General features: G+C 68.1%; 15 protein-coding genes. 6 read left to right on the forward strand and 9 right to left on the reverse strand.

Going from position 1 to position 20,653, the window contains the following annotated elements; translation table 11 throughout:
• The first annotated feature begins 81 nt into the window (after positions 1–81).
• The 4 genes from VI480_RS07655 (at position 82) to VI480_RS07670 (ending at position 4,810) form a co-directional block, all read left to right on the forward strand.
• Positions 82–756, forward strand: a complete 675-nt coding sequence (locus VI480_RS07655) for a sigma-70 family RNA polymerase sigma factor (protein ID WP_323672234.1) — start codon at positions 82–84, stop codon at positions 754–756.
• Positions 753–2,174: a hypothetical protein gene (locus tag VI480_RS07660; RefSeq protein ID WP_323672235.1), complete on the forward strand. Its 1,422-nt coding sequence runs from the start codon at positions 753–755 to the stop codon at positions 2,172–2,174. The genes VI480_RS07655 and VI480_RS07660 overlap by 4 nt, the downstream gene beginning before the upstream one ends.
• A gap of 92 nt (positions 2,175–2,266) precedes the next feature.
• A complete protein-coding gene (locus tag VI480_RS07665; protein ID WP_323672236.1) occupies positions 2,267–3,325 on the forward strand; it encodes a TIGR03857 family LLM class F420-dependent oxidoreductase in 1,059 nt (352 codons plus the stop codon).
• Positions 3,326–3,439: 114 nt separating this feature from the next.
• Positions 3,440–4,810: an amidase family protein gene (locus tag VI480_RS07670; protein ID WP_323672237.1), complete on the forward strand. Its 1,371-nt coding sequence runs from the start codon at positions 3,440–3,442 to the stop codon at positions 4,808–4,810.
• Between the two features lie 30 nt (positions 4,811–4,840).
• Here VI480_RS07670 and VI480_RS07675 read toward each other — a convergent pair whose 3' ends face one another.
• The 7 genes from VI480_RS07675 to VI480_RS07705 form a co-directional block, all read right to left on the reverse strand.
• Positions 4,841–8,449 carry a UvrD-helicase domain-containing protein gene (locus VI480_RS07675; RefSeq protein WP_323672238.1) on the reverse strand — a complete coding sequence of 1,203 codons (3,609 nt, stop codon included), beginning with the start codon at positions 8,447–8,449 and terminating at the stop codon, positions 4,841–4,843.
• Positions 8,446–11,838 carry a PD-(D/E)XK nuclease family protein gene (locus VI480_RS07680; protein WP_323672239.1) on the reverse strand — a complete coding sequence of 1,131 codons (3,393 nt, stop codon included), beginning with the start codon at positions 11,836–11,838 and terminating at the stop codon, positions 8,446–8,448. The genes VI480_RS07675 and VI480_RS07680 overlap by 4 nt, the downstream gene beginning before the upstream one ends.
• An 81-nt stretch (positions 11,839–11,919) precedes the next feature.
• A complete protein-coding gene (locus tag VI480_RS07685; protein WP_323672240.1) occupies positions 11,920–12,297 on the reverse strand; it encodes a clan AA aspartic protease in 378 nt (125 codons plus the stop codon).
• 192 nt (positions 12,298–12,489) lie between these two features.
• Complete coding sequence (locus VI480_RS07690) at positions 12,490–13,419, reverse strand: TIGR03621 family F420-dependent LLM class oxidoreductase (protein WP_323672241.1); 930 nt, start codon at positions 13,417–13,419, stop codon at positions 12,490–12,492.
• Positions 13,420–13,534: 115 nt separating this feature from the next.
• Positions 13,535–14,770: a hypothetical protein gene (locus tag VI480_RS07695; protein ID WP_323672242.1), complete on the reverse strand. Its 1,236-nt coding sequence runs from the start codon at positions 14,768–14,770 to the stop codon at positions 13,535–13,537.
• Between the two features lie 89 nt (positions 14,771–14,859).
• A complete protein-coding gene (locus VI480_RS07700) occupies positions 14,860–16,431 on the reverse strand; it encodes a TRAP transporter large permease (RefSeq protein WP_323672243.1) in 1,572 nt (523 codons plus the stop codon).
• A 7-nt stretch (positions 16,432–16,438) separates the two neighbouring features.
• The gene (locus VI480_RS07705) at positions 16,439–17,263 is read right to left on the reverse strand and encodes a TRAP transporter small permease subunit (RefSeq protein ID WP_323672244.1); all 825 of its coding nucleotides are present in this window, start codon (positions 17,261–17,263) and stop codon (positions 16,439–16,441) included.
• A 72-nt stretch (positions 17,264–17,335) separates the two neighbouring features.
• Between VI480_RS07705 and VI480_RS07710 the strand changes: the two genes are divergently transcribed.
• Positions 17,336–18,283 carry a thioesterase family protein gene (locus VI480_RS07710; RefSeq protein WP_323672245.1) on the forward strand — a complete coding sequence of 316 codons (948 nt, stop codon included), beginning with the start codon at positions 17,336–17,338 and terminating at the stop codon, positions 18,281–18,283.
• Here VI480_RS07710 and VI480_RS07715 read toward each other — a convergent pair.
• Entirely contained in the window at positions 18,280–19,125 is an 846-nt protein-coding gene (locus VI480_RS07715) for a response regulator (RefSeq protein WP_323672246.1), read from the reverse strand. The genes VI480_RS07710 and VI480_RS07715 overlap by 4 nt on opposite strands.
• Before the next feature lie 39 nt (positions 19,126–19,164).
• The gene (locus tag VI480_RS07720) at positions 19,165–20,397 is read right to left on the reverse strand and encodes a CoA transferase (protein ID WP_323672247.1); all 1,233 of its coding nucleotides are present in this window, start codon (positions 20,395–20,397) and stop codon (positions 19,165–19,167) included.
• A 52-nt stretch (positions 20,398–20,449) separates the two neighbouring features.
• Between VI480_RS07720 and VI480_RS07725 the strand changes: the two genes are divergently transcribed.
• Positions 20,450–20,653, forward strand: a 204-nt coding sequence (locus VI480_RS07725) for an SDR family NAD(P)-dependent oxidoreductase (RefSeq protein WP_323672248.1), incomplete at its 3' end; no start/stop codon positions are given.

The following is a 20,653-nucleotide window of genomic DNA, read 5'->3' on the forward strand; positions in this document are numbered from 1 at the left end:
ACGTTCATGCAACGATCTTCATGGAACCGAAACAGTCCGGCGGGAGTCTGAAGGGGCAGGCAGTTTTCGTGGGGACTTGGCATGGCTGGCGCGCCCATTGCATTGACGATTCCGGCAGTGATGAGCTTGGGTCTGCGTTTCGATGCTTCGCTGATGGCTGTCCCGTTGGCGGAATCGAGCACGATCGGCTCGGGCGCCATCCGCTCAGGACTGACGGTGAGCGCGGCTGAGGGCACGCCGGCGACCGGGGCCGGCCCCATCGATGCGGTGGCGGTCCGCTTCGAGGACTTCTATGCGACCCATCGCGACGAGTTGGCGCGTGCGCTCGGGCTGGCACTGCGCGACAGCGCGCTCGGCGCCGAAGCAGCCGACGAGGCATTTGCACGCGCGTGCCAGCGCTGGGGACAGGTCAGCGCCTACGCGAATCCGCAGGGTTGGGTATTCCGCGTTGGGTTGAATTGGGCACGGTCGTGGCTGCGGCGGGTCCGCCGGGAACGAGAGCGGCGACCCCTGCTGGCCCAGCCGCACGCCACCGAGGACCGGGCGCGCGACGTCGACCTTGAGCGGGCATTGGCGACGCTCAATGATTCGCACCGCGCGGTGATTGTGGCCCGCTTCTACCTGGACTGGTCAGTGGCCGAGACTGCCGACGCGCTTGGCATCGCGACGGGCACGGTCAAGAGCCGTCTCAGCCGCGGTCTCGAACAGCTGCGCGACGTGCTGGAAACGGCAGCCGACGAAGAGGACGGGTCGTGACCGACGAGGACCTCCTCCGCGGGCGGCTGCGCAGCGCTGCATCGGAGATGCCGGTGGGCTCGGGCTCGCTTACGGGCGTCCAGGCGCGCGCAGCCCAATTGCAGCGTCGGCGCAGCGCAGTGCGCGGCGGCGTGGGCGCTTTTGCGCTCGTGGCGGTCGCGCTTGTCGGCGTGGTGTCACTGCGAGACGGCGGGCTTGATGAACTCACCGACTCCGTGGTGGCCGCAGAGCAGCAGGAGGCGGCCGAACCCATGTCGGCGACGACTGCTGCCGTCGCATTCAGCGTCGCTGAAGAGGAAATGGCCGAGGAGGAAATGGCCGACGAGGTTGCCGCCGAGATCGTGACCGCGCCAGCGGCGGGTGATGACGAATCCCAGCAGGACGCAGCGGAGATGTCGGAGGACGCAGCGGCTGGCGCCGCCACGCCGCCCGTCGGCGAGACGCTCGAACCGGCGATAGCTGGTGAGTCGGAGAATTGGGACAGCAAGCCGCCGGCCAGCAGCGACCCCGAAGCGGTTGTGTTCGCCACGACCGTGTCGATTGTAAAACCGCCGCCAGAGGCCGAGGGCGCGGACATGCGTTACTCGTTCAGCGGCGCGCACGCCGTCGCCCGCTCAGCCGGCAACTGGTACGCGTACGACGGCGCGGACTGGCAGTCGGTGGGCCTGCCCGACGACATGGATGTCGTGGCGGTAGATCTCTCCGGATCGGGGCGCATTGCCGTGCTCGGCGTGGTTCGACCGCTCGATTGCGCACGTGAGCAGGTGGTGGCGATCCGCACAGGCGAGCGGTGGAGCTACGTCCGCGTCGATGACGACACACCGCCGACGGTGGGGTGGGAGCTGCTCGACGCCCGGATTCGCGTCACCGACTCCGCCATCGAACTTGAGCGCGTCGAGCGCCTGTGGCTGGACGAGCAGTGCCCGGACCTCACGGGCTATGAAGCACCGACTGGTGCGGCAGCGGAATTCATCGCCGATCTGAAGGAGTTCGGCGAGATCCAGCGCGACAGCTGGCCGTACGCACGGCTGGACGGAGGGTTCGCGGATCGCTGGCCGCACGTGGCTCGCACCGACGCGCATGCCGCCGCGGCATCGGCTGCCGATCTGGACTGGACGACGATGAGTCCGCCCAGGTACACGGTGGCGGCGTTGCCGCTGACGCCGAGTCGATCGACCGACGGGGGGGCCGCAGACGTAGCCCTGCACGAGACGACCGTCATGGATGTCGCCACGACGGTGCACGTCAGTCATGGAATGGCGATGCTGCGGCGGGGCGGACAGACGTGGCAGGTCTGCCCGATCGCCGATGAGGAGCTGGACCAGGTCAACGGGGAGGTCGGCAGGGCGGGCGAGCATCTCGCAGTCGTCGTCGGCAAGCCGGAACAGACGCTGTTCATCGTCGAGCGCACCGAGTAACGGCGAGCGGTCAGGCGGTCGTGCACCTGCTGCGCGTCGCATGCAGCCGATGAATCGACTGCACGCGCAGGCAGTGTCCTAGTGTCTCGCAGATGTCAGACAGAGCAGTGGCACCGCAAGAGTTTCCCGAGCTGGGCTTCTACATGCTGCCTGGCGATGCCGACGACTCTTCGGAGGCCCTCACCGAGGTTCAAGCTGCCGAAGCGATGGGGCTTGGCAGGGCGTTTCTCGGAGAACGACCCAATCGCAAGGAGGCCGGCGCCATCTGCGGCGCAGCCGCCGCGGTCACGAACTCCATTGGCATCACGCTGGGAGTCACGAACATCAATACACGCCACCCGACGCTCACGGCGGGCCTCGCGCTCACGGTGCAGAGCCTGGCCCGCGGTCGATTCACGATGGGCTTCGGGCGCGGCGTTGCTGTGGCGCAGCAGATCATGGGCCTGGAGCCCGTCACCACGGCCGAACTGGAGGATTTCGCCCTAGTGATGCGCCGGTTGTTCCGGGGCGAGATCGTCGGCGACTACGACGGTCCGACCGGTCGCGTGCCGATCCTGTTTCTCGACATGGCGCTCGACGAGCACCTTCCCCTGGCCCTCGGGGCGATGGGACCGAACACGCTGGCCTTGGGCGGACGCTGTTTCGACGACGTCATCTTGCATCCGTTTTATTCCGACGAGACGGTGGTGCGCTCGGTGGACGCGGTCACGGTGGCTGCCGAGCAGGCGGGGCGCGATCCGGCTGAGGTGAACGTCTGGTCGTGCTTCGTGGTGGTCAGCGACGAGGTTCCGCTGGAGCTGCGGTTGCGCAAGACGGTCGGACGCTTGGCCACCTACCTGCAGTACTACGGCGATGTGCTGGTGCGGGTGAACCGCTGGGATCCCGATGTGCTGGCGCAGTTCCGCGCGGACGAAGTCGTGGCCAAGTTCCTCGCCCCGATTGACGGCACGGCCACGGTTTCGGAGCTCGAGCACATCGGCACGCTCTTGCCGGATGAATGGCTGGCCCCGATGGCAGCGGGTACGCCCGCCGAATGTGCCGCGGCGGTCAGACGTCAGATCGACCTCGGCTGCGACGCCGTGCTCATGCACGGCGCAACGCCTGCCGAGCTGGCACCGGTTATTGACGCCTACCGACTGCTCGCCACCTAAGCACCGCGGCTGCCTTCGTCACGACAGGGCTCGACCCGAAACCTCCCTGCGACGTCAGAACTAACGTCGGCGCAGCGCCGGGGCTGTCCTGGCGCTTGGGGATCAGGGGACGAGATGGCGAGCGATGATCCGGGACTGTGGAGTGCGAGCGCGCAGGCTGCGGCAGTGGCCTCGGGGGAGCTGTCGAGCCGCGAGCTGACTGCACATGTCATCGACCGCGTCGAGCGGCTCGACGGCGACATCAACGCAGTGGTCACCCGCGACTTCGAAGCGGCGCTCGAACGCGCCGCGGCGGCCGATGCCGCGCAAGCCGGCGGCGAGCCGCTCGGGCCGCTGCACGGTGTGCCGTTCACGGCGAAGGACGCCCTGATAACGGCGGGCATCCGCTCGACCGGCGGGGCAAGAGAGCTGACCGACAACGTTCCTGACACCGATGCAGCCGTCGTGGCGGCCTGCCGCGCGGCAGGGGCGATCGTGATCGGCAAGACCAACCTTCCTCGCTGGTCGGCCGACAACCAGTCCTTCAACGACTTGTTCGGCACCACCAACAACCCCTGGGACCTGTCCAAGGTCCCCGGCGGTTCGTCCGGTGGGGCCGCGGCTGCGACGGCGATGGGTTTCACCGGCTTCGAGATCGGCACCGACATCGGCGGCTCGATCCGCTTTCCGGCCTCGTACAACGGCATCTGGGGCCACAAGCCGAGCTTCGGTGTGATCCCGACTACCGGCTACCTGGATCACGTGCGGGGCGGCACGACTGAGCCGGACATCAACGTATTCGGCCCGCTGACGCGCAGCTGCGACGACTTGGAGTTGCTCTTCGATGTGCTGCTGCGCACCGAAGCCCCGTGGGTGCCGCAGCTGCCGCCCGCACCGGACGATGTGAGCGGCTTGCGTGTCGCCGCATGGCTCGACGACGAGTACTGCCCGGTCGACGGCGACGTGCTCGAGGTGATGAATGCGGCTGTGGCGGCCCTTGACGCCAGCGGCGTGAGCGTCGACCACGCGGCCCGTCCAGACATCGATCCGATGCCGGCGTGGGAAACGGGGCTGTGGCTGGTGCGGGCCGCCATGACGCTTGCGGGCCGCGGCGAAGGCCCGGGCCATCGTGAATGGCTCGAGCGTCACATGGCGCGCGAGGCGTGCCGCCGCAAGTGGGCCGACTTCTTCACCCGTTACGACGCAATCCTGATGCCGGTGAGCTTTCACCCTCCCTTCGATCACATGCAGGACGGCACGTTCGCGGAACGCCGCATCCCGGCAAACGGCATCGAGCGGCCCTACATCGAGATGACCCGCTGGACGATCCTGACCGGCATGTCGTACCTGCCCGCCACCGTGCCGCCGCTGGGTCTCACGCCGCAGGGGCTGCCGGTCGGATTCCAAGTGGTCGGCCCCTACGGCGGCGACCGCACCACCATGGCGCTGGCCCGCCGCATCGGCGAGCTCACCGGCGGCTACCAGCCCCCACCCCGCGCCCTCTGAGCGTCGCGCAGCCTCGGAGCTGGCCGGCTGTCACAGCGAAGCCAGGACATCGAGCGCCCGGGTGGGCACAGCATCGACGGCCTGCCGCAGCGCCTCACCTTCGAGAACGTCCGGCGTCGCCGGTGTTCCGTCGGCGCGCAGGTACAGCAGCACCACCCGTCCGACGCGGCGGCCGGTCGAGCGTTCGACACACCACGCGTAGGTTGCGACCTGGGTGCGGTAGGCATCGGCCTGTCCTAGGGTCGCGCCGTCAGAATCCGGCATCACGCCGAGCGCGTCGGTCTTGAAGTCGACGACGACGAGATCGCCTGTGTCGCTGTCCTCGTAGAGCAAGTCGATGAGTCCTTCGACGAGGGTGCTCGGCGCGCCGGAGCCAGGCAGCGGCGACGCCGCGTACAGCTCTCGCCAGATGCGGCCGCCCAGTGCCCGGTCGACTTCGTCGCTGGCCAGCGCGGACCCCACGAAGCGCTCGATCTCAGCGTGCTGGTGGCGAGGCACGTTCGCGGCGTAGGCCTGCGCCGCGACGTGACGCTCGAGATCGGCGCCCGTGCTCAGATCGATGACTTGCAGAACACCGTGGGTGGCAGTTCCGACGGCGGTCCCGCCCCTGCCGCGGCGTTGCGGCTGTTGCCGTGCGCTGAGAGAGTCGGCGTCGTCCTTGGCTGGCAGCGGGAGATCCTGCTGGAGGTGATGGCGGGCGATGTGGCTCGCGCTGATCGACGAATGGACCTGCGATGCCGATGCGGCACGTTCGCGGCGCTCGAGCCACGCCGAGCGGTCTGGCAGTGCATCTTGCAGCGGCACGGTCGCAGGCTCCGCGCTCGGTCCCGACTCGCGGCGCTCGGTCGGTTCTTCCCGGTAGTCCCACAGGTCGTCGACGTTGCCGGACGCCGGGGGGAGCACCTCCGCTATGAGCTGCGCGCTGGTGCGCAGATGCTCGGCGCCGGGCGCGAACGAAGCGTCGGAGGGCTGAGGCCGGTGCAGCGACACCACCAAGTGGTCTCGTGCGCGAGTGCAGCCGACGTAGAGCAATCGGATCCGCTCGAAGTGCTCGGCGCGGCGCTCCCGTTCACGCCACGCCTCGAACCCGCCGGTCTCGACGCCGCTGCGCAGTCGAACTGCCGCCGCTCCTGACCAGCGCGCGGCGTCGCCACCTTCGGTGGTCTGCCGTTCCCAAGCGCTGTCGCCGAAGCCGACCTGCACCGACTCGGAGCGAGCGCGATTGCCACCGCCCAGCCCCGCCAGGATCACGATGGGAAACTCGAGCCCTTTGGCCGCGTGGATGGTCAGCACCCTCACCGAGTCGTCGTCGGACTCGGGCAGGATGGCCTCGGTCACCTTGGCTCGGTCGGATGCTTGGGTCTCGGCCCATCGCAGGAAACCGCGCAGCCCGCCCCGCTGGCTTTCCGACCAGGCGCGCGCTTGATCGATCACGTAGCGGACATGGCGCCACACCTCACGCTGCGGCGACCCCACGGCGGCCTGTTCGAGCAGCCGCCTCTGGCGCACGAGGCGATCGAGGAGGGTCGCGGGAGACACCTCGGTGTGCTGCTCGCACAACTCACGCAGATGGGCTAGGGCTCGCGCGACCGGGTGAGCGTGGCCCTCCGCAAGTCTCGACAGGTCCGATGCGAAGCAGCTCCACGAGCGGACTGCCCGGTGGTAGCGGTACAGGTCGTCGTCGCCACATCCGTAGATCGGCGTGCGCAACGCGCTGACCACGGCGAGTTCGTCGTCGGGGTCGGCGACGGCGCGCAAGCACATCATGAGGTCTCGTACGGTGCGGCTGCGCCAGACGAACTCCGACGCTTCGAGCCGATAGGGGATCCGAGCGTCGGACAATCCCTGCTCGAGCTGGGGCAGGCCGGTGCGGGTCGGCACCAAGATGGCGATGTCGGCCAGCGTGGCGGGCCGCAACTGCCCGGTGTGGCGGTCCTCCACCTGCCAACCGTCGTCGAGCATCTCGCCGATGAGCGCAGCGATGTCGGCCGCTTCGGCCTCACGGATGCTCGCCGCCGTGTGAACACCGCCCTGCTGCTTAGTGCTGTGCGGGAGCTGGCCAAGCGTCACCACGGCCGGTCCCGGACCGATGGCCGGTCGCCAGCACATCAACGGTGTGTATGCGGGCTGCAAGCCGGCGCCGGCACCGGAGGGGTCGCCGTCGATCAGATCGGCGAAGACTGCGTTGACCCAGTCGATGATCGGCTCAGCCGAACGGAAATTGACTCGCAGCTTCGTCAGCGAACCGATCTCGGTGCCGAAACGATCTCGTGCGCTCAGATACAGCCCGATGTCGGCCCGGCGAAAGCGGTAGATGGACTGCTTCGGATCGCCCACGAAGAACAGCCGGCCCGGTGCAACGCCCACGCCAGACCACGCCTCGGGCTCGAAGCGTTCGCCGTCGGCGATGTTCACGCTGCCGGGTTCGCCGCTGTCGCCGACGTCGCCGGCGATGAGCGTCGCTATCTCTAGCTGGATCGGATCGGTGTCCTGAGACTCGTCGAGCAGGATCTGCCGGTAGCGCCGGTGCAGTGAGGCGCGGGCGGGCGGCGAGTGCCGGAGAAGATCGCGTGCCCGGACCAGCAAGTCGTGGAACTCCAGCCGACCGGCCGCGTGACGCTGTTCGGCGGCATCGAGCGTGAAGCGGGCAATCCGATCACAGATCAGGGCGACGGCGTCGCTGAGTGCGGCTGCGGCGACCTGCGAGCACAGCTCGCGCAGCTCCACGAAGCCTGCCCGGATGCTGGACAGGTCGAACCAGTTCTTCCCGCTGCCGACGTTGCCGATCTTCGGCACGCCGGCGGCGGAATCTTCGGCATCGGTCAGCACAGCGATGCGCTGAGCGTCGTCACGCGCAGCGGCGAGCCGTGCCACGAACTCGTCGAGCTGCCCGAATCGGGCCAAGGCTCGGTCGTCGTCCACGCTGCATTCGACACGCCGGTCGGACAGCGTGCGTCCTCTTGCCACCACGTCGATGGTGTCGACCGTGCCTGCCTGGGGAATCTCGACGGCGCAGCGAATGCGGTCCCAGTTGGCGTTGAAGGCCACGCCGACCTCGTTGAGCTGCCCCAGGTCGACGTCCGCGGCGTCGAGCACCTCGATGGCCCAGCGCGCCGCGTCGTCGTCGAACAGCTCGTCGGTGAACCGATCCCAGCGCTCGGCGAAGTCGACTTCGCTGGCGATCTGGTCAAGCGCCTCGAATCTGGGCGGCAGACCCGCCTCGATGGCGTGCTCGGCAAGGATGCGGCGGGCGAAGCCGTGCAGGGTGGAGATCGCGGCGGCATCGAGCCCGTCGAGTGCGTTGCGCAGCAGGTCTGCCTCCGGACCCTCGGGTGCATCGGCAAGCTGTGCGCCGAGCCCTGCCCGGATGCGATTGCGCAGTTCCGCTGCTGCCTTGTCGGTGAACGTGATCGCTGCCAGTTCGTCAACAGCAACCGGATCGGGCCCGCTCACGAGCGCGACGATGCGCTCCACCAGGGCGCGGGTCTTGCCGGTGCCCGCTCCCGCTTCGACGAACATCGTCGTGCCGGTTTCTTGCGAGACACGTCCGCGCTCGGCTGCGTCGGCAGGTTCGCGCCCCGCGTCATGAGCGGTCGATGACGACTCCGCTGTGCTGACGTGGGCGGGGGGCTGGTTCATGACATCGCCTCGGGTTCGACCAAGGCGACGAATCCGGCCAACGCGCCGTCACTGCGCTTGCGCAGCCAGTCACGGCGGACCTCGGCGGTGCCGAGCCCGTCGGGGTCGCAGTACGGGCACACCGTGTAGCCCCTGCGGTCGTCCCCGATCTCGGCATGGCCAGGGAACACCCCGCCGCGGATGCCCGACACAATCATGTTCACGACACGGCCGAACCGGTCCATGAGCCGACGGTCAACGCCGAGCCCCAGCCACGACCATCGCCCCGGCTGGCCGGTGATGAACCAGTACGCGGCGTGCTCGACGGCAGCGGTCACGTCACCGGCAGCGAAGTGCTTAGCGGCCGCGAGCGCGTAGACCGGAAGCTGCAGCTTCGTGCCGGCGAGGGTGGGGTCGTCACCGTTGAGCTGCCGGAAGCTGCGAGCGCTTCCGGACTTGTAGTCGACGACAATCACCGACCCGTCGGCCCGGCGCTCGACGCGGTCCACCACACCGCGAAACCGCACGGTGGTGCCGTCTTCGAGGTCGTATGCGACCGCCGCGGCGCCGCCGTCGAGCCCGAACCGGAACTCCGAGCTGAGGATCTGCCCGCGTGTTGCGGCGTCTCGCGACTCATCTCTGGCCAGCAGCTCCTCTAGATCGGCCAGGAGCATGTCGCGATCGCGTTCCCACAGCACGGTGCGGCCGGTGAGACCGTGTCGCTCGGCCCGCTCGGCCAAGCGCCGTCCGATGGCGACGAGATGGGCCCGGTCGCGGTCTTCGGGTGCCCGCTGCGGGCCCGGCGGCAGGTGAGGCCACTCGCTGTCGGCATCGGCGATGTCGGCGTCCTCATGAGAGCCGACTGCGCTGTCTCGCAGTGCATCGAACGAGCGGAAGAACTCATCGATGGCCGCGTGCATGAGCCTGCCGCGCTCGCCGGGCGACAGTCGGAGCAGCGCTTCGGGCTCTTCGATCACACGTACTTCAAGCAGGTGCTCGAACAAGAATCGTCGCGGGCACGCTGCCCACGCTTCCAACCGCGAGGGCGACATCACCTCAGCGAATGCCGCGTCGCCGTCGATGACTGCCGAGAGGTTGCCGTCGAACCGGGTGAAGCGACTGCTGTGCCGTGCAACGGTCATTGCGACACCGGCGCTGAAGGCTGGATCATCGAACAGCGGATGATCGACCGCATCCCGCTCAGCCGGCGTCATCGCCCACACGCTCGCTGAGTCGAACTCCTGCTCGGTAGCGGGAAACGCGGCCGTCAGCACACCGGTGACATACGACGGCGACTCGGCGATCCCTTGCACCGAGTCGTCGTGTGCTGCAGCGCGCAGGCGTTCCCCGCTCACATAGCCGTCGCTGAACAGGCCCGAATCGGCCGTCAGCTCCCTGACGGTGGGCGCGAGCCAGCGGGAGGGCACGTACTCAGCACTCTGGCGCAGGTTGCCTCGCGGCACGGTGAGTGTGCTGCGCCCGCTTGCACTCGCCAACGCCGCGAGCAGTGCACGGCGCTCGTCGGCTGCAGCGTCGGCGCTCGACGGCAGGGCATGGCCCACGGCTCGGCGTTCGTCGTCGTGGATGAGGCTGTCGGGCGTCTGTCGCCGGGGCAGGATGCCTTCGACGAGACCGACGACGTAGACGCTGCGAGGCGCCAAGTCGAGGGCGCGGCTCAGCGGCCCGACATACACACCCGTGCCGGTGACGCCGCGGTGTCCGTGCGGGTCAGACAGCTCGTCGGACAGGGCCTGGGTCATGGCGGCGAGACCGACACGCGATTCGACAGCGCCCAGCTCCGACAGCCGATCCAGTGCTTCGAGCACCCGCTCTGCGGCATGTGTCTGCCACTCGGGCCAATCGAGCGTCCACGGAGCACGCCCGACATGACCCACGTATCGGTGCAGCGCCGCGCGAATCCAATTGCACAGGCTCGGCCACGTTCGCCGTGAGCGGCCCGCTTCGAGATGGCTTCGCAGCTCTGCGATGAACTCGGCGAGACGGCGGCACTCGACTGCCTCGTCGCGCAGCCACTCGATGCGGCGCGTACTCGGATCTTCGCTGGAGCGCTCACGTTCGGCGCGCGCATCCAGTTCGCCGGCGTGTGCCGGGAGCCGGACGCTCCAGTCGTCGCCGCCCGCCACCCGGGCCGCGCGGGCGAGATGCTCCCACTTCGAGTCGGGAATGAAGAAGCTCTCGCCGTCGCGGTGTTCGCCGGCCGCACGGCGGGGTACCTGCGCGCCTGCGAGCAGATCGAAGACGTCTCGGCGAGCGAGGCGAGGCTCGGGCAGCCGAGCGTCAGCCAATGCGGTGAGCCGCAATGCGAACTGCCCGTAGGTCGATTCGGCCAGCGTGCGCGCGGTACTGCCGTAGGTGCCGATGCCCGCAGCCTCGAACTGTTCTTCGAAAGCTCGGCCGTAGGGCGTCTCGGGGCCGTAGAACACAGCGATGTCGGACGCCGCGATTCCGGCGTCGAGGTCGGCCATGGCCGACCGCAGCACCGTGCGGACCTCTTCGTCGGCGTCGGTCACGCTGATGATCTGCTGCGCTGTCACGCCTGCCCCAGTCGAAGCCGGTGCCGCAGTCGGCATCGACACGCCGAGCCGGGCGCACACCGCATGGGCCGCGTCGTCACCCGACTCGTCGCCGGTGACCCCGATGAGCATCGGTAGGTCTGACTCGGCAGCGCAGAAACCGGCGAGCGCGCCGACCAGCCGAGCCTCGCCCACCGACAGCCGCCGGGGCAGGTACAGCACGAGCCGACCCAGCTCGCCGAGCATCTGTGCACCGGCGCCAGCCAACGCATTGGCGGTTGCAGCCTCGAGCAACTCGGCCGTGTCGAACCACTTTGGGCTCAGTGACTCGTGGACGCGTTGGCACAGCTCCACGACCGCCGCAGCGCGTTCGGACATCGCGCCGAGACGTCGGCGCTCGCCGGCCGACAGCCCACGCAGCTCGCCGAATGCCCGGGCCAGCGCCGCGGCGGTCTGGGGGTGCTCGGCCACCGGCTCGAACAGACCAGGCGTTTCCCGCAGCTCGTTGCGCACGGCGGCCTCGATGACCAAGTCGCCCGCTTGCTTGCGTTGCTCGGCCACCAGGCGTTCGGCCAGCGATGTCAAGGTGAGCGTTTCGAGCGCAGCCACGCCCTGGGCCTCGCTGCCCGGTTGCAGCGACGTGTTCCGCGCCGTCGCGCGCCTCAGTTCCATCCGCGCCGGGTTCGACGAGACGATCACCGTCACCGGCGCCAGCGGATCGGACGCCTTGGCCTCCGATACGAGCCGAATGAGTGCCCGCCGAGCGGGCTCGCCGAACTCCACGGGCATCACACGCAGCCCGCTGCCGTCATGGCAGGCACGCGGCCAGCCGTCGCCAAGAGGCTCTGGCACGGCCGCAGCCGCTGGGTCGGTCACGCGGGCGACACTATGCAGGGGGTGCGACAGGCGTGGGCCAGTCGGCACCGCTTCGCTGCGGGCGAGCGCAGCCGGCGGGACTCAGTGCGTGGCGAGTGCCTTGAGCCGCACGGCGGACAAGCGCTTGAGCTGCTGGTTGCGTGGGTCGACCTCGATGCCTGCTGACTCCAGCGCAGTGAGGCCCAACAGCGGCTCGACGTCGTCGTCGAGGAACACCACGGTGGTGCCGACCGTCTCGTCCATGAACTCGAGCTCAGCAAGGCCGATGTCAAGTTGCAGCCGACGGCCGTCTGCCATCTCGTACGTGCGAGAGCCGATCGGCTCGACGCCGATGGCTTCAAGGTACTGACGCGGCACCAGCGACTCGATGGCGCCGGTGTCCACCAGGAACTCGCCTTGCCAGACGCGCTCGCGTGCTGCCGGGTTCTTGACGGTGACGGTGACGTGCGTGGTGCCCATGGGAGGTCTCTTTCGAATAGGTCGCAAAGACGGCAGCCGACGGCTGCGCCGGCGAGCCTCGCGCACGTCACGAGTCGCGCCACCATCGTTTTCGGGCGCGGGAGTTGCAGGGGCGGAGTCATGCGCTGTGAATGTCATCAGCCCATTGTCGCATCGCCGTCGCGTCTGGCACGACCCGCCGGAAGCGGGGTTTCAGGTGCCGGCCAGCCGGGCCACGACCGGCGCCATTGCATCGACTTCGGGGTCGTGAATGATGATGTAGCTGGCGCCGTAGGCCTCGCGGTGATGGTGCAACTGCTCGCAGATGCCGTCGACCGTTCCGGCCAGCACCAGCGGCACCTCCCGAGCCTCTTCGAGCGTCAGTCCGAAACCGGGGGCGAACGCCTCCAGAACGCTGTCGGCGTCATCGGACACCAACGCCATGAACGTATTGAGCTGGATCTCGATCTCTGCGAATCGCTCACCAGCAGCGTCGGCGACCCACTGACGGCGCTCTGCGAACTTGGAGGCCACTGAGCTGCGCGCTGCATCCTCACCCACCGTGCCCGACCGCAGATTGGGGTTCAGGCTGATGATGTCGGCCAGGCGGGCAGCCTCGGTCAGCACCCGCTTGCCGCCGCCGCCGATGATGACGGGCGGCCCGCCCGGCGTGTGGGGCAGCGGCCGGCCCACCATGCCGGTGATCTGGTAGTGCTCGCCGTCGTAGTCGAACGGCTCGTCCCGCCACAGCCCCTTGATGACCTCCAATGCCTCGATCATGCGATCTATGCGCACGCCGGGCCGGTCCAGCGGTATGCCCGACTGCTCGTAGTCGTCGGTCAGCCAGCCGGCGCCGATGCCGAACTCGGTGCGGCCTTCTGCCAGCAGGTCGAGCGTGGCGAAGTCCTTGGCCAGCACCGCAGGGTGCCGGTAGTCGGCCGCGTACACCAGTGTCCCGACACGCAGGGTCGTGGTGATCTCCGCCGCAACGGCGGGATGGACGATGGGCGACCAGCTGTCCCAGAAATGGTCGTGGCAGAACAGGGATGAGTAACCCAAGTCTTCGACCTTGCGCGCCGTCTCCCGGAACGAGGCGGGACTCTCAGGCCTGCCGTACTGGACGCCGAATCTGAACGGATGCACGGCGGCACCCTACGCGCCGCTGATCCGCCGCCGACGGTTGCGAGTCAACGGAGCGAGATCGCAGCGCCGGGACCGACCCGCCAGCAGGCTGCCGGCCGGCCATGGCGCGATCCGGCTAGATCTGCGTCTGCTGGTCCAAGAAGGAACGCTCCGCCAAGCCGTGCCACTCCGCGATGCCGTCGCGGAACTCCCGCCACGGCGCCAAGATGGCGGCGAAGCGGGCATCGTCGGCCGCCACGGCGTCCAGCACGTTCTCGGTCTCTTCCTTGAACGCCGCCATCAGCTCGTCCGGGAACTGCCGGATGCTGGCGAACTCCTTGACCCGCTGGAGGTCAGCCTGGTTGCGCACGTCGTAATCGGCGATCGTGTTGATGTTGGCTGACGCCGCCGCGATCTCGATGGCCGCCTGGTATTCGGCAGGCAGGTCATTCCAGAGCGACAGCGGGAACTGCACCTCCACCGCAGTGCCCGGCTCCCACCAGCCGGGGTGGTAGTAGAACAGATCGCCGGCGAACTGGTCCAGGCCCAGGATCAGGTCGTCGGTGGGCCCCACGAACTCAGCGCCGTCGATCGCGCCCTGCTGGATCGCAGGCAGGATCTCGCCGCCGGCCAGCGTGACCTGCTCGCCGCCCAAGCTCTCGAGCACGCGCCCGGCGAGGCCGGGGATGCGCATCTTCAAGCCCTGCAGGTCGCTCACCGAGTTGAGCTCCTTGGTGAACCAGCCGCCCATCTGGCAGCCGGTGCCGCCTGCGGGGAACGCAATGACGCCATGCTCTTCGGCGTAGAACTCGTTGAGCATGTCGAGGCCGCCGCCCTTGTACAGCCAGGCGTTCTGCTGGCGCTGCGTCAGCCCGAACGGCACGGCGGTGCCGAACTGCTGCACGGGGCTGAGGCCCACGTAGTAGTACGACGCCGTGTGGCCGGCCTGCACGCCCACGTCGCGCACGGTGGGAAGCACCTCGAGGCCGCCCACGATCTCGCCGGCCGGCCGAGGATTGATCTTGAACCTGCCGCCGGTGAGCCGGCTCACCTGCTCGGCGAAGAAATTCGCTGAGCCGAACAAGGTGACCAGCGCCGCAGGCCAGCTCGTTGCCATCTCCCACTCGATCTCGGGGCCGTCCTGGGTGAGCGCCACCGATGTCGCCGGAGCATCGGTACCCGCGGGACCCTCAGAGGTGGTTGCCGCAGTGTCGCCGTCGCCGTCGGATGTGCAGGCATTCAGCAGCGTCGCGGCCGCGGCGAAGCCTGCCACGCCGATGCCTGCCTTGAGGAACGATCGCCGGTCGAAGCCGCCGTCGGTGTCCTCTTCTTCCAGGACAGCTCCGAGACTGTCGCCGTCTTGTGTCGTCATCGGTAGTGCCTCCCCGTGCGCGCAAATAGGCGCGCCTACTACTGCCCGCGAACGTAGCACGCGCCCACCACGCCCCCGACGGGGCCGATTCAGCCGCTGAACAGCTCGAGCGACGTGTACACGATGCCCGGAAAAACGCCGAGGATGACCAGCGCGATCGACTGGAGCCCCATGAACGGGATGGCGCCTTTGTGGATTTCCGCAGTGCGCACTTCGGGCGGTGCCACGCTCTGCAGGTAGAACAGCGAGAAGCCCACCGGCGGCGAGATGAACGCCATGTTCAGGTTCACGGCCATCATCACAGCGAACCAGACCTTCTCGTCCTGCGTGAAGCCGAGCACCTCCATGGCCGGCACGAAGATCGGCACCACGATGAAGGTGATCTCGAGGAATTCCAGGTTGATGCCCAGCAGGAAGACCGCGACCATCGCAACGAGGACGAAGCCGAGCTTGCCGCCGCCGATAGAGGTGAGCCATTCCGAGGTCTGATCGGAACCGCCGAGCTGGAAGAACATGGCGCTGAAGAAGGTGGAACTGAACAGCAGCGTCATCACCAGCACCACCACGCTGGCCGTGGACTTGCCTGCCTGTACTGCCGCAGCGCGATTGAGCCGCCACTTCGGCGTGATGTGGGTGGCGCCCTCGCGCATGAGCAGGCGGTCGAACAGCCAGTTCAATCCCGTGAGTGCCAGCGCGCCGAACACGCCCACTGCGCCCGATTCTGACGGCGTGGCGATCCCCTGGAAGATCGACACCAGCACGCCCAGGATGAGCACCACGATCGGCACGATCGCGATGAGCACCTCGCACGCCAGCATCCGGGTGAAGAACATGATCGCGAAGCTCGCGATCAGCACCAGCACGGCGGCGATCAATGCGACGCGCAGGTTGGCCAGCAGCATCACGCAGCCGACCATGAAGCCCAGCAGCGCAGCGATGAGCAGCTTGGTCTGGACCGACGGGTTGCCCTCCAGCTTCCGTTCCTCCAGCGGCATCGCCGGGCCCATGTCGGGTTTCCACCACGAGACAGCCAGCACGTAGGCCACATACAGGCCGCTGAGCATCAGGCCGGGCAGCAGCGCGCCGGCGAACAGGCCCAGGATGCCCACGCCCATCTGCTGGGCCAGCAGGATCAGCACGATGCTGGGCGGCAGCAGCTGCGCGAGCGTGCCGGAAGCTGTGATGGCCCCCGTCGAGAGCTTGTTGTCGTAGCCGAGCCGCACCATCGCGGGAAGCGACAGCAGGCCCATCACGATGACGGTGGCCGCCACCACGCCGGTGGCAGCGGCCAGCAGCGTGCCCACCAGCACCACCGCAGCGGCCACGCCGCCGCGCAGTGCGCCCATCAGCATGCCCACGGCGTTCAGCAGCCGCTCGGCCATGCCCGATCGCTCCAGGATCGCGCCCATCAGTACGAACAGCGGCACTGCCAGCAGCACGGGGTCGCTGATGGCCACGAACCAGCGCGCGGGCAGCGTGTTCAGCGTGGCGGCATTGAACGCGCCGACGAGATCGCCGATGAACGCGAACGCCAGCGCCGTCGCGGCGAAGGAGAAGGCCACGTTGTAGCCGGTGAGGATCATGAGCATGAAGACGACAAACATCGTCAGCGCCAGAAAGACGCCGGTGTCCATGCCGAAGACGGCGAGCAGGTGGCTCATCAGGCGGTCACTCGACGCGCAGCGGCGAATCGTGCTGGATGATGTCGCCCTTTTCCTCGTCGCCGATTATCGCGAAGCCGGTCTTGATGATCTCGGCCAGGATCTGCAGGCCGAACAGGATGAATGCAATGAGAATCATCACCTTGATCGGGCCGACGGGCAGCCCGCCGGCATCGACCGCTTCCTCCCAGGTCTCCCAGACACGCCAGCCGCTGGGCCATTCTCCGTTGTGCCGACGCCCCAGCGACGTAGCTGCATAGCCCTTGAGAATCCGTATGGCCATGACGATGAACGGCAGCAGCAGGGCTGAGTGAATGACGAAGTCGAGCCAAGCCTTGCGCTTGACGCTGAAATTGGCCCACCAGAAATCGATGCGCGGGTTCACGCCCTCGCGCACCCCGAAGTTGATTGCGATAAGGAACATCAAGCCGAACGACTGCCACGCCAGGCTCGTCGTCTCTCCGAACAGGATGTCGGTCTCGACCAAGTCGTTGCCGTAGCGGGTGATGACGTTGAAGAGCTGCAGCAGGAAGACCACCCAGGCCAGAATCCATGCCACTGTCAAGCTGAACGTGGCGATGGACTCCGCCCCACGGCGGAACCGGTCCAACCCGTCATGCCAGAGCCCCATCGCGACGGCGCCGGCGAGCACCAGCCAGTTCCACCAGACCAGGTTGCCGATCCAGTACTCAGTGTCCCAGAACAGCCGGGCGAAGACCGCGATCACGATCGTGGACGCTGCCAGCCAACCGATGGGATGCAGCCGCGCCCACCATTTGATCTCCCGAGCGACTGGCGGTGCCGGCGACGGCGCCGCAGCGGTATCGGTCACGGCACCCTTCCCCCTCGTGCGTTCCGGCTCAGCAAACCGGCGATCCAACATCCTGCCACCTAGCTTGTCGCCGTGGTGAACTTCGAATCCGGGCCGAGCGGCGCCAACGCGCATCGCCCGAACTCGGCATCGCCGGCGCCGATTCCGCCGGCCTTGTTCGTCTCAGAAGCGGACGGCGTCCGTGCGACCGAGCTGACGCGCGGCCCGTGGGCCCACCAGGTGATGCATGGCGGCGCCATCTGCGGATTGCTGGGCTGGGCGGTCGAGCGCGAGCAGCGACGGGGCGGCATCAATCAGGTGTGCAGCCGGCTGACGGTGGAGATCCTCTCGGGCATGCCGATGGCGACCTATGAGGTCGTCGCGACGACTGTCAAGGCCGGCAAGCGAACAGCGCTCGTCGACGCCGAGGTGCGCGCTGCGCCGTCCGAGGGCTCAGCATCCAGCGGTCATGGTCACGGCCGCATGGTGGCGCGTGCGACCTCACAGTGGCTGACGCCGACGATCCCGACGGGCGCGGCATCCAGCGACGACCGCTCGCTGCCGCCAATCCCGGCCGAGCGCGCTGACCCAGGAGCCAATCCCGACATCGACTACCCGCGTCCCGGCTTCAACGCCGATGCGGTGGATTTTCGCTTCGTCGGCGGCTCGACGGAGGAGCCGGGCCCTGGCCGCACGTGGCTGCGATTGGACTATCCGCTCGTGGCCGGTGAGGAGACGTCGCCGCTGTGTCGCGTTGCGACGGTGGCCGATCTGGGCGCGGCCGTGGGGTGGGACTTCTCACCCTCCGGCGGCGCCTACATCAACACCGACGTGACGCTGCAGCTGCTGCGTGTGCCAGCGGGGGAGTGGTTCTACTTCGATGCGGCCACGGTGGTGGCACCCCAAGGGCTGGCCGGCACTCACACGGCCATCAGCGACCGGCACGGCCTGCTCGGCTGGGTATTGCAGAGCCAACTCGAGGCCCCGGCCGAGATCGGGTTCCCCGGCGGCATGAATGCCGCCCGCCAGGCCGCTAGCTAGCCGGCCACCTCGGCCAGCAGGTCGTCGATGACGTGGGCCATCTGGCTGTAGTCGGGCCGCTTCATCACGAACGCATCGGCGCCGAGGTCATATGCGCGGGCGCGGTCGTCGGCGGCTTCGTCGGTGGTCAGTGCAACCATCATCACCTTGTCGAATTCGTCGGCAGCACGAATCTCGGCGAGTAAGTCGAATCCGGTGACGACCGGCAACTTCAGGTCGAATAGCACCAAGTCGACTTCCGATGGGCCCACGGCGCGCATGAATGACAGGGCGTTGGCACCGTCATGGGCCACACGCAGTTGGTTGCGCGTGCCTGCTTCGGCGAGCGCCATGGTGATGACATCGACGTCGTGCTGATTCTCTTCGGCCAGCAGCACGTGAACAGTGTCATCGGGCGTGTGGACCACCGGCGGCTCGAACGCCCCCGCGCGATCGACACTCTGCGATTCGGCGGTGACATGCTCGACGGGCACGCCGAAGCGGCGCTGCAGTCGATGCGGCAGGTCGAGATGCAGCCACCGGCTGGCCCCCGCTGGCAGCGTGCTCAACACGATGAGGTCTGGATTCAGCCGGTCGATCGCCAAGTTGACCGCCACCACCGGGTGTGCAGGCCCCACTTCGCCGGTCACACGGGCGCCGATGTCGTCGAGAGCCTCGAACGCCTGGCTGAGCCGGCGGCGTGCGCCGGCAAGCGCTCGCGCGGGATCAGGACCGTTCGCACCGGTCGCGGGCACGACGATGTGAAACCGGGTCTCTGGATCGACGGCCAGGATGTGCTCCACGCGCTCGTGCAGGTGGCCGCCGACGAGGGTTTGGTTGGCCACGATCAAGACGTGTCGCATTCCGGGAGCCTCCTCGGTGGTCGGTCTGTGAAAGCGAACTTAGACGCGACGCTCTTGTGCCTCGCGCACGGCGTCATCGGCGATCAGCCCGTCGATCTCAGCTTCGGACATGCCCGCAGCGGCCAAGACGTCGCGCGTGTTCTCGCCCAGTTTCGGCGACGGCCTGCGGGGGCCGACCTCGGCGTTGGCGAAGCGCATCGGGATGCCGACGCTGCGATAGGGGCCGATGTCGGGGCTGTCGAGCGTGGGGAACAGGCCGAGTGCCTCGGCCTGTGCGTCGTCGACTACCTCATGCAAACCCAGCACCGGGCCCCAGATGATTCCCTCGGCATCGAAGATCTCGCCCCACTGGTCTCGGGTGCGATGTGCCAGTGCCTCATCGATGCCGGCCACGATCTCGGGCATGTGGGCGAACCGGCCGCGAATGTCGGCGAAGCGCTCGTCGTCGAGCCAGTCGAGCCGCTCGATGATCCGGCACAGCAACGGCCAGGCGCTCTCCTGGGGCATGTTGAGCACCACCCACTTGCCGTCGCCGCAGGGATACCGATTCGCGGTGGGCACGATCATGTTCTCGCGGGCCCGCTGGCGCAGCGGTGCCCGGTCGACGGCGGTGATGGCGTAGTCGGACGCCTGGGTCCACACAGCCGTCTCGTACAGCGATGTCTCGACGACTTGCGCCTCGCCGGTGCGTTCGGCCAGCCGCAGCGCGGCGAGCACGGCGCCCACCAGCGCCAGGCCCGTGGTGTGGTCGCCCTGGGCGGGGCGCGCCATCGGCACTGCCCCGTCGGTTCCTTCCCGCATGGCGTCGTAGATGCCCGAGCGGCCGAAGAATGCCGTGACGTCATAGCCGGGACGCCATGCCTCGGGACCGGACGTGCCGTAGCCGGTCAGTGTGGCGTGCACGATGCGCGGGTTGACCGCCGTCACCGTGGCCTGGTCGAGGCCGAATCGCTCCTGGCGGTGGATGAGGAGGTTGCACATGAACACATCTGCGCCGGCGATGAGCTGGTGGACCACCTGCTGGCCCTGCGGCGAGCCCAGATCCACGGCGATCGAGCGCTTGCCGCGGTTGTCCACGTCGAACTGGAAGTCGTAGTCCTTGATCTCCGGCGGCAGCTTCGCCGGGCGGCTGTAGCCCCGCATGGGGTCGCCGTCGAGCGGTTCCACCTTGATGACATCGGCGCCGAGGTCGGCCAGGATCGCTCCCGCCGAGGGCGTGGCCATCCAGCTGTCCACCTCGATCACCTTCACATCGTCCAACGGTGCCGCCATCGGACCTCCAAGCCAGCGTCGAGTCGGAGTCGCGAGATTACGCTGCCGGGCCATGGAACTTGCGGGAAAGGTCGCTGTCGTCACGGGCGGTGCGAGCGGAATCGGGGAAGCTCTCATCGAGCGCTTCAAGGCTGAAGGAGCGCGGGCAGTGGTGGTTGTCGACCGCGACGAGGCCGGCGCGCAGGCGGTGGCTGACCGGGTGGGCGGCACGGCTGTCGGGCTCGACGTCACCGACGAGGAGGCCATCAAGACGGTG

Source organism: Candidatus Poriferisodalis multihospitum, from assembly GCF_028283155.1.
Classification (GTDB): Bacteria; Actinomycetota; Acidimicrobiia; order Acidimicrobiales; family Poriferisodalaceae; genus Poriferisodalis; species Poriferisodalis multihospitum.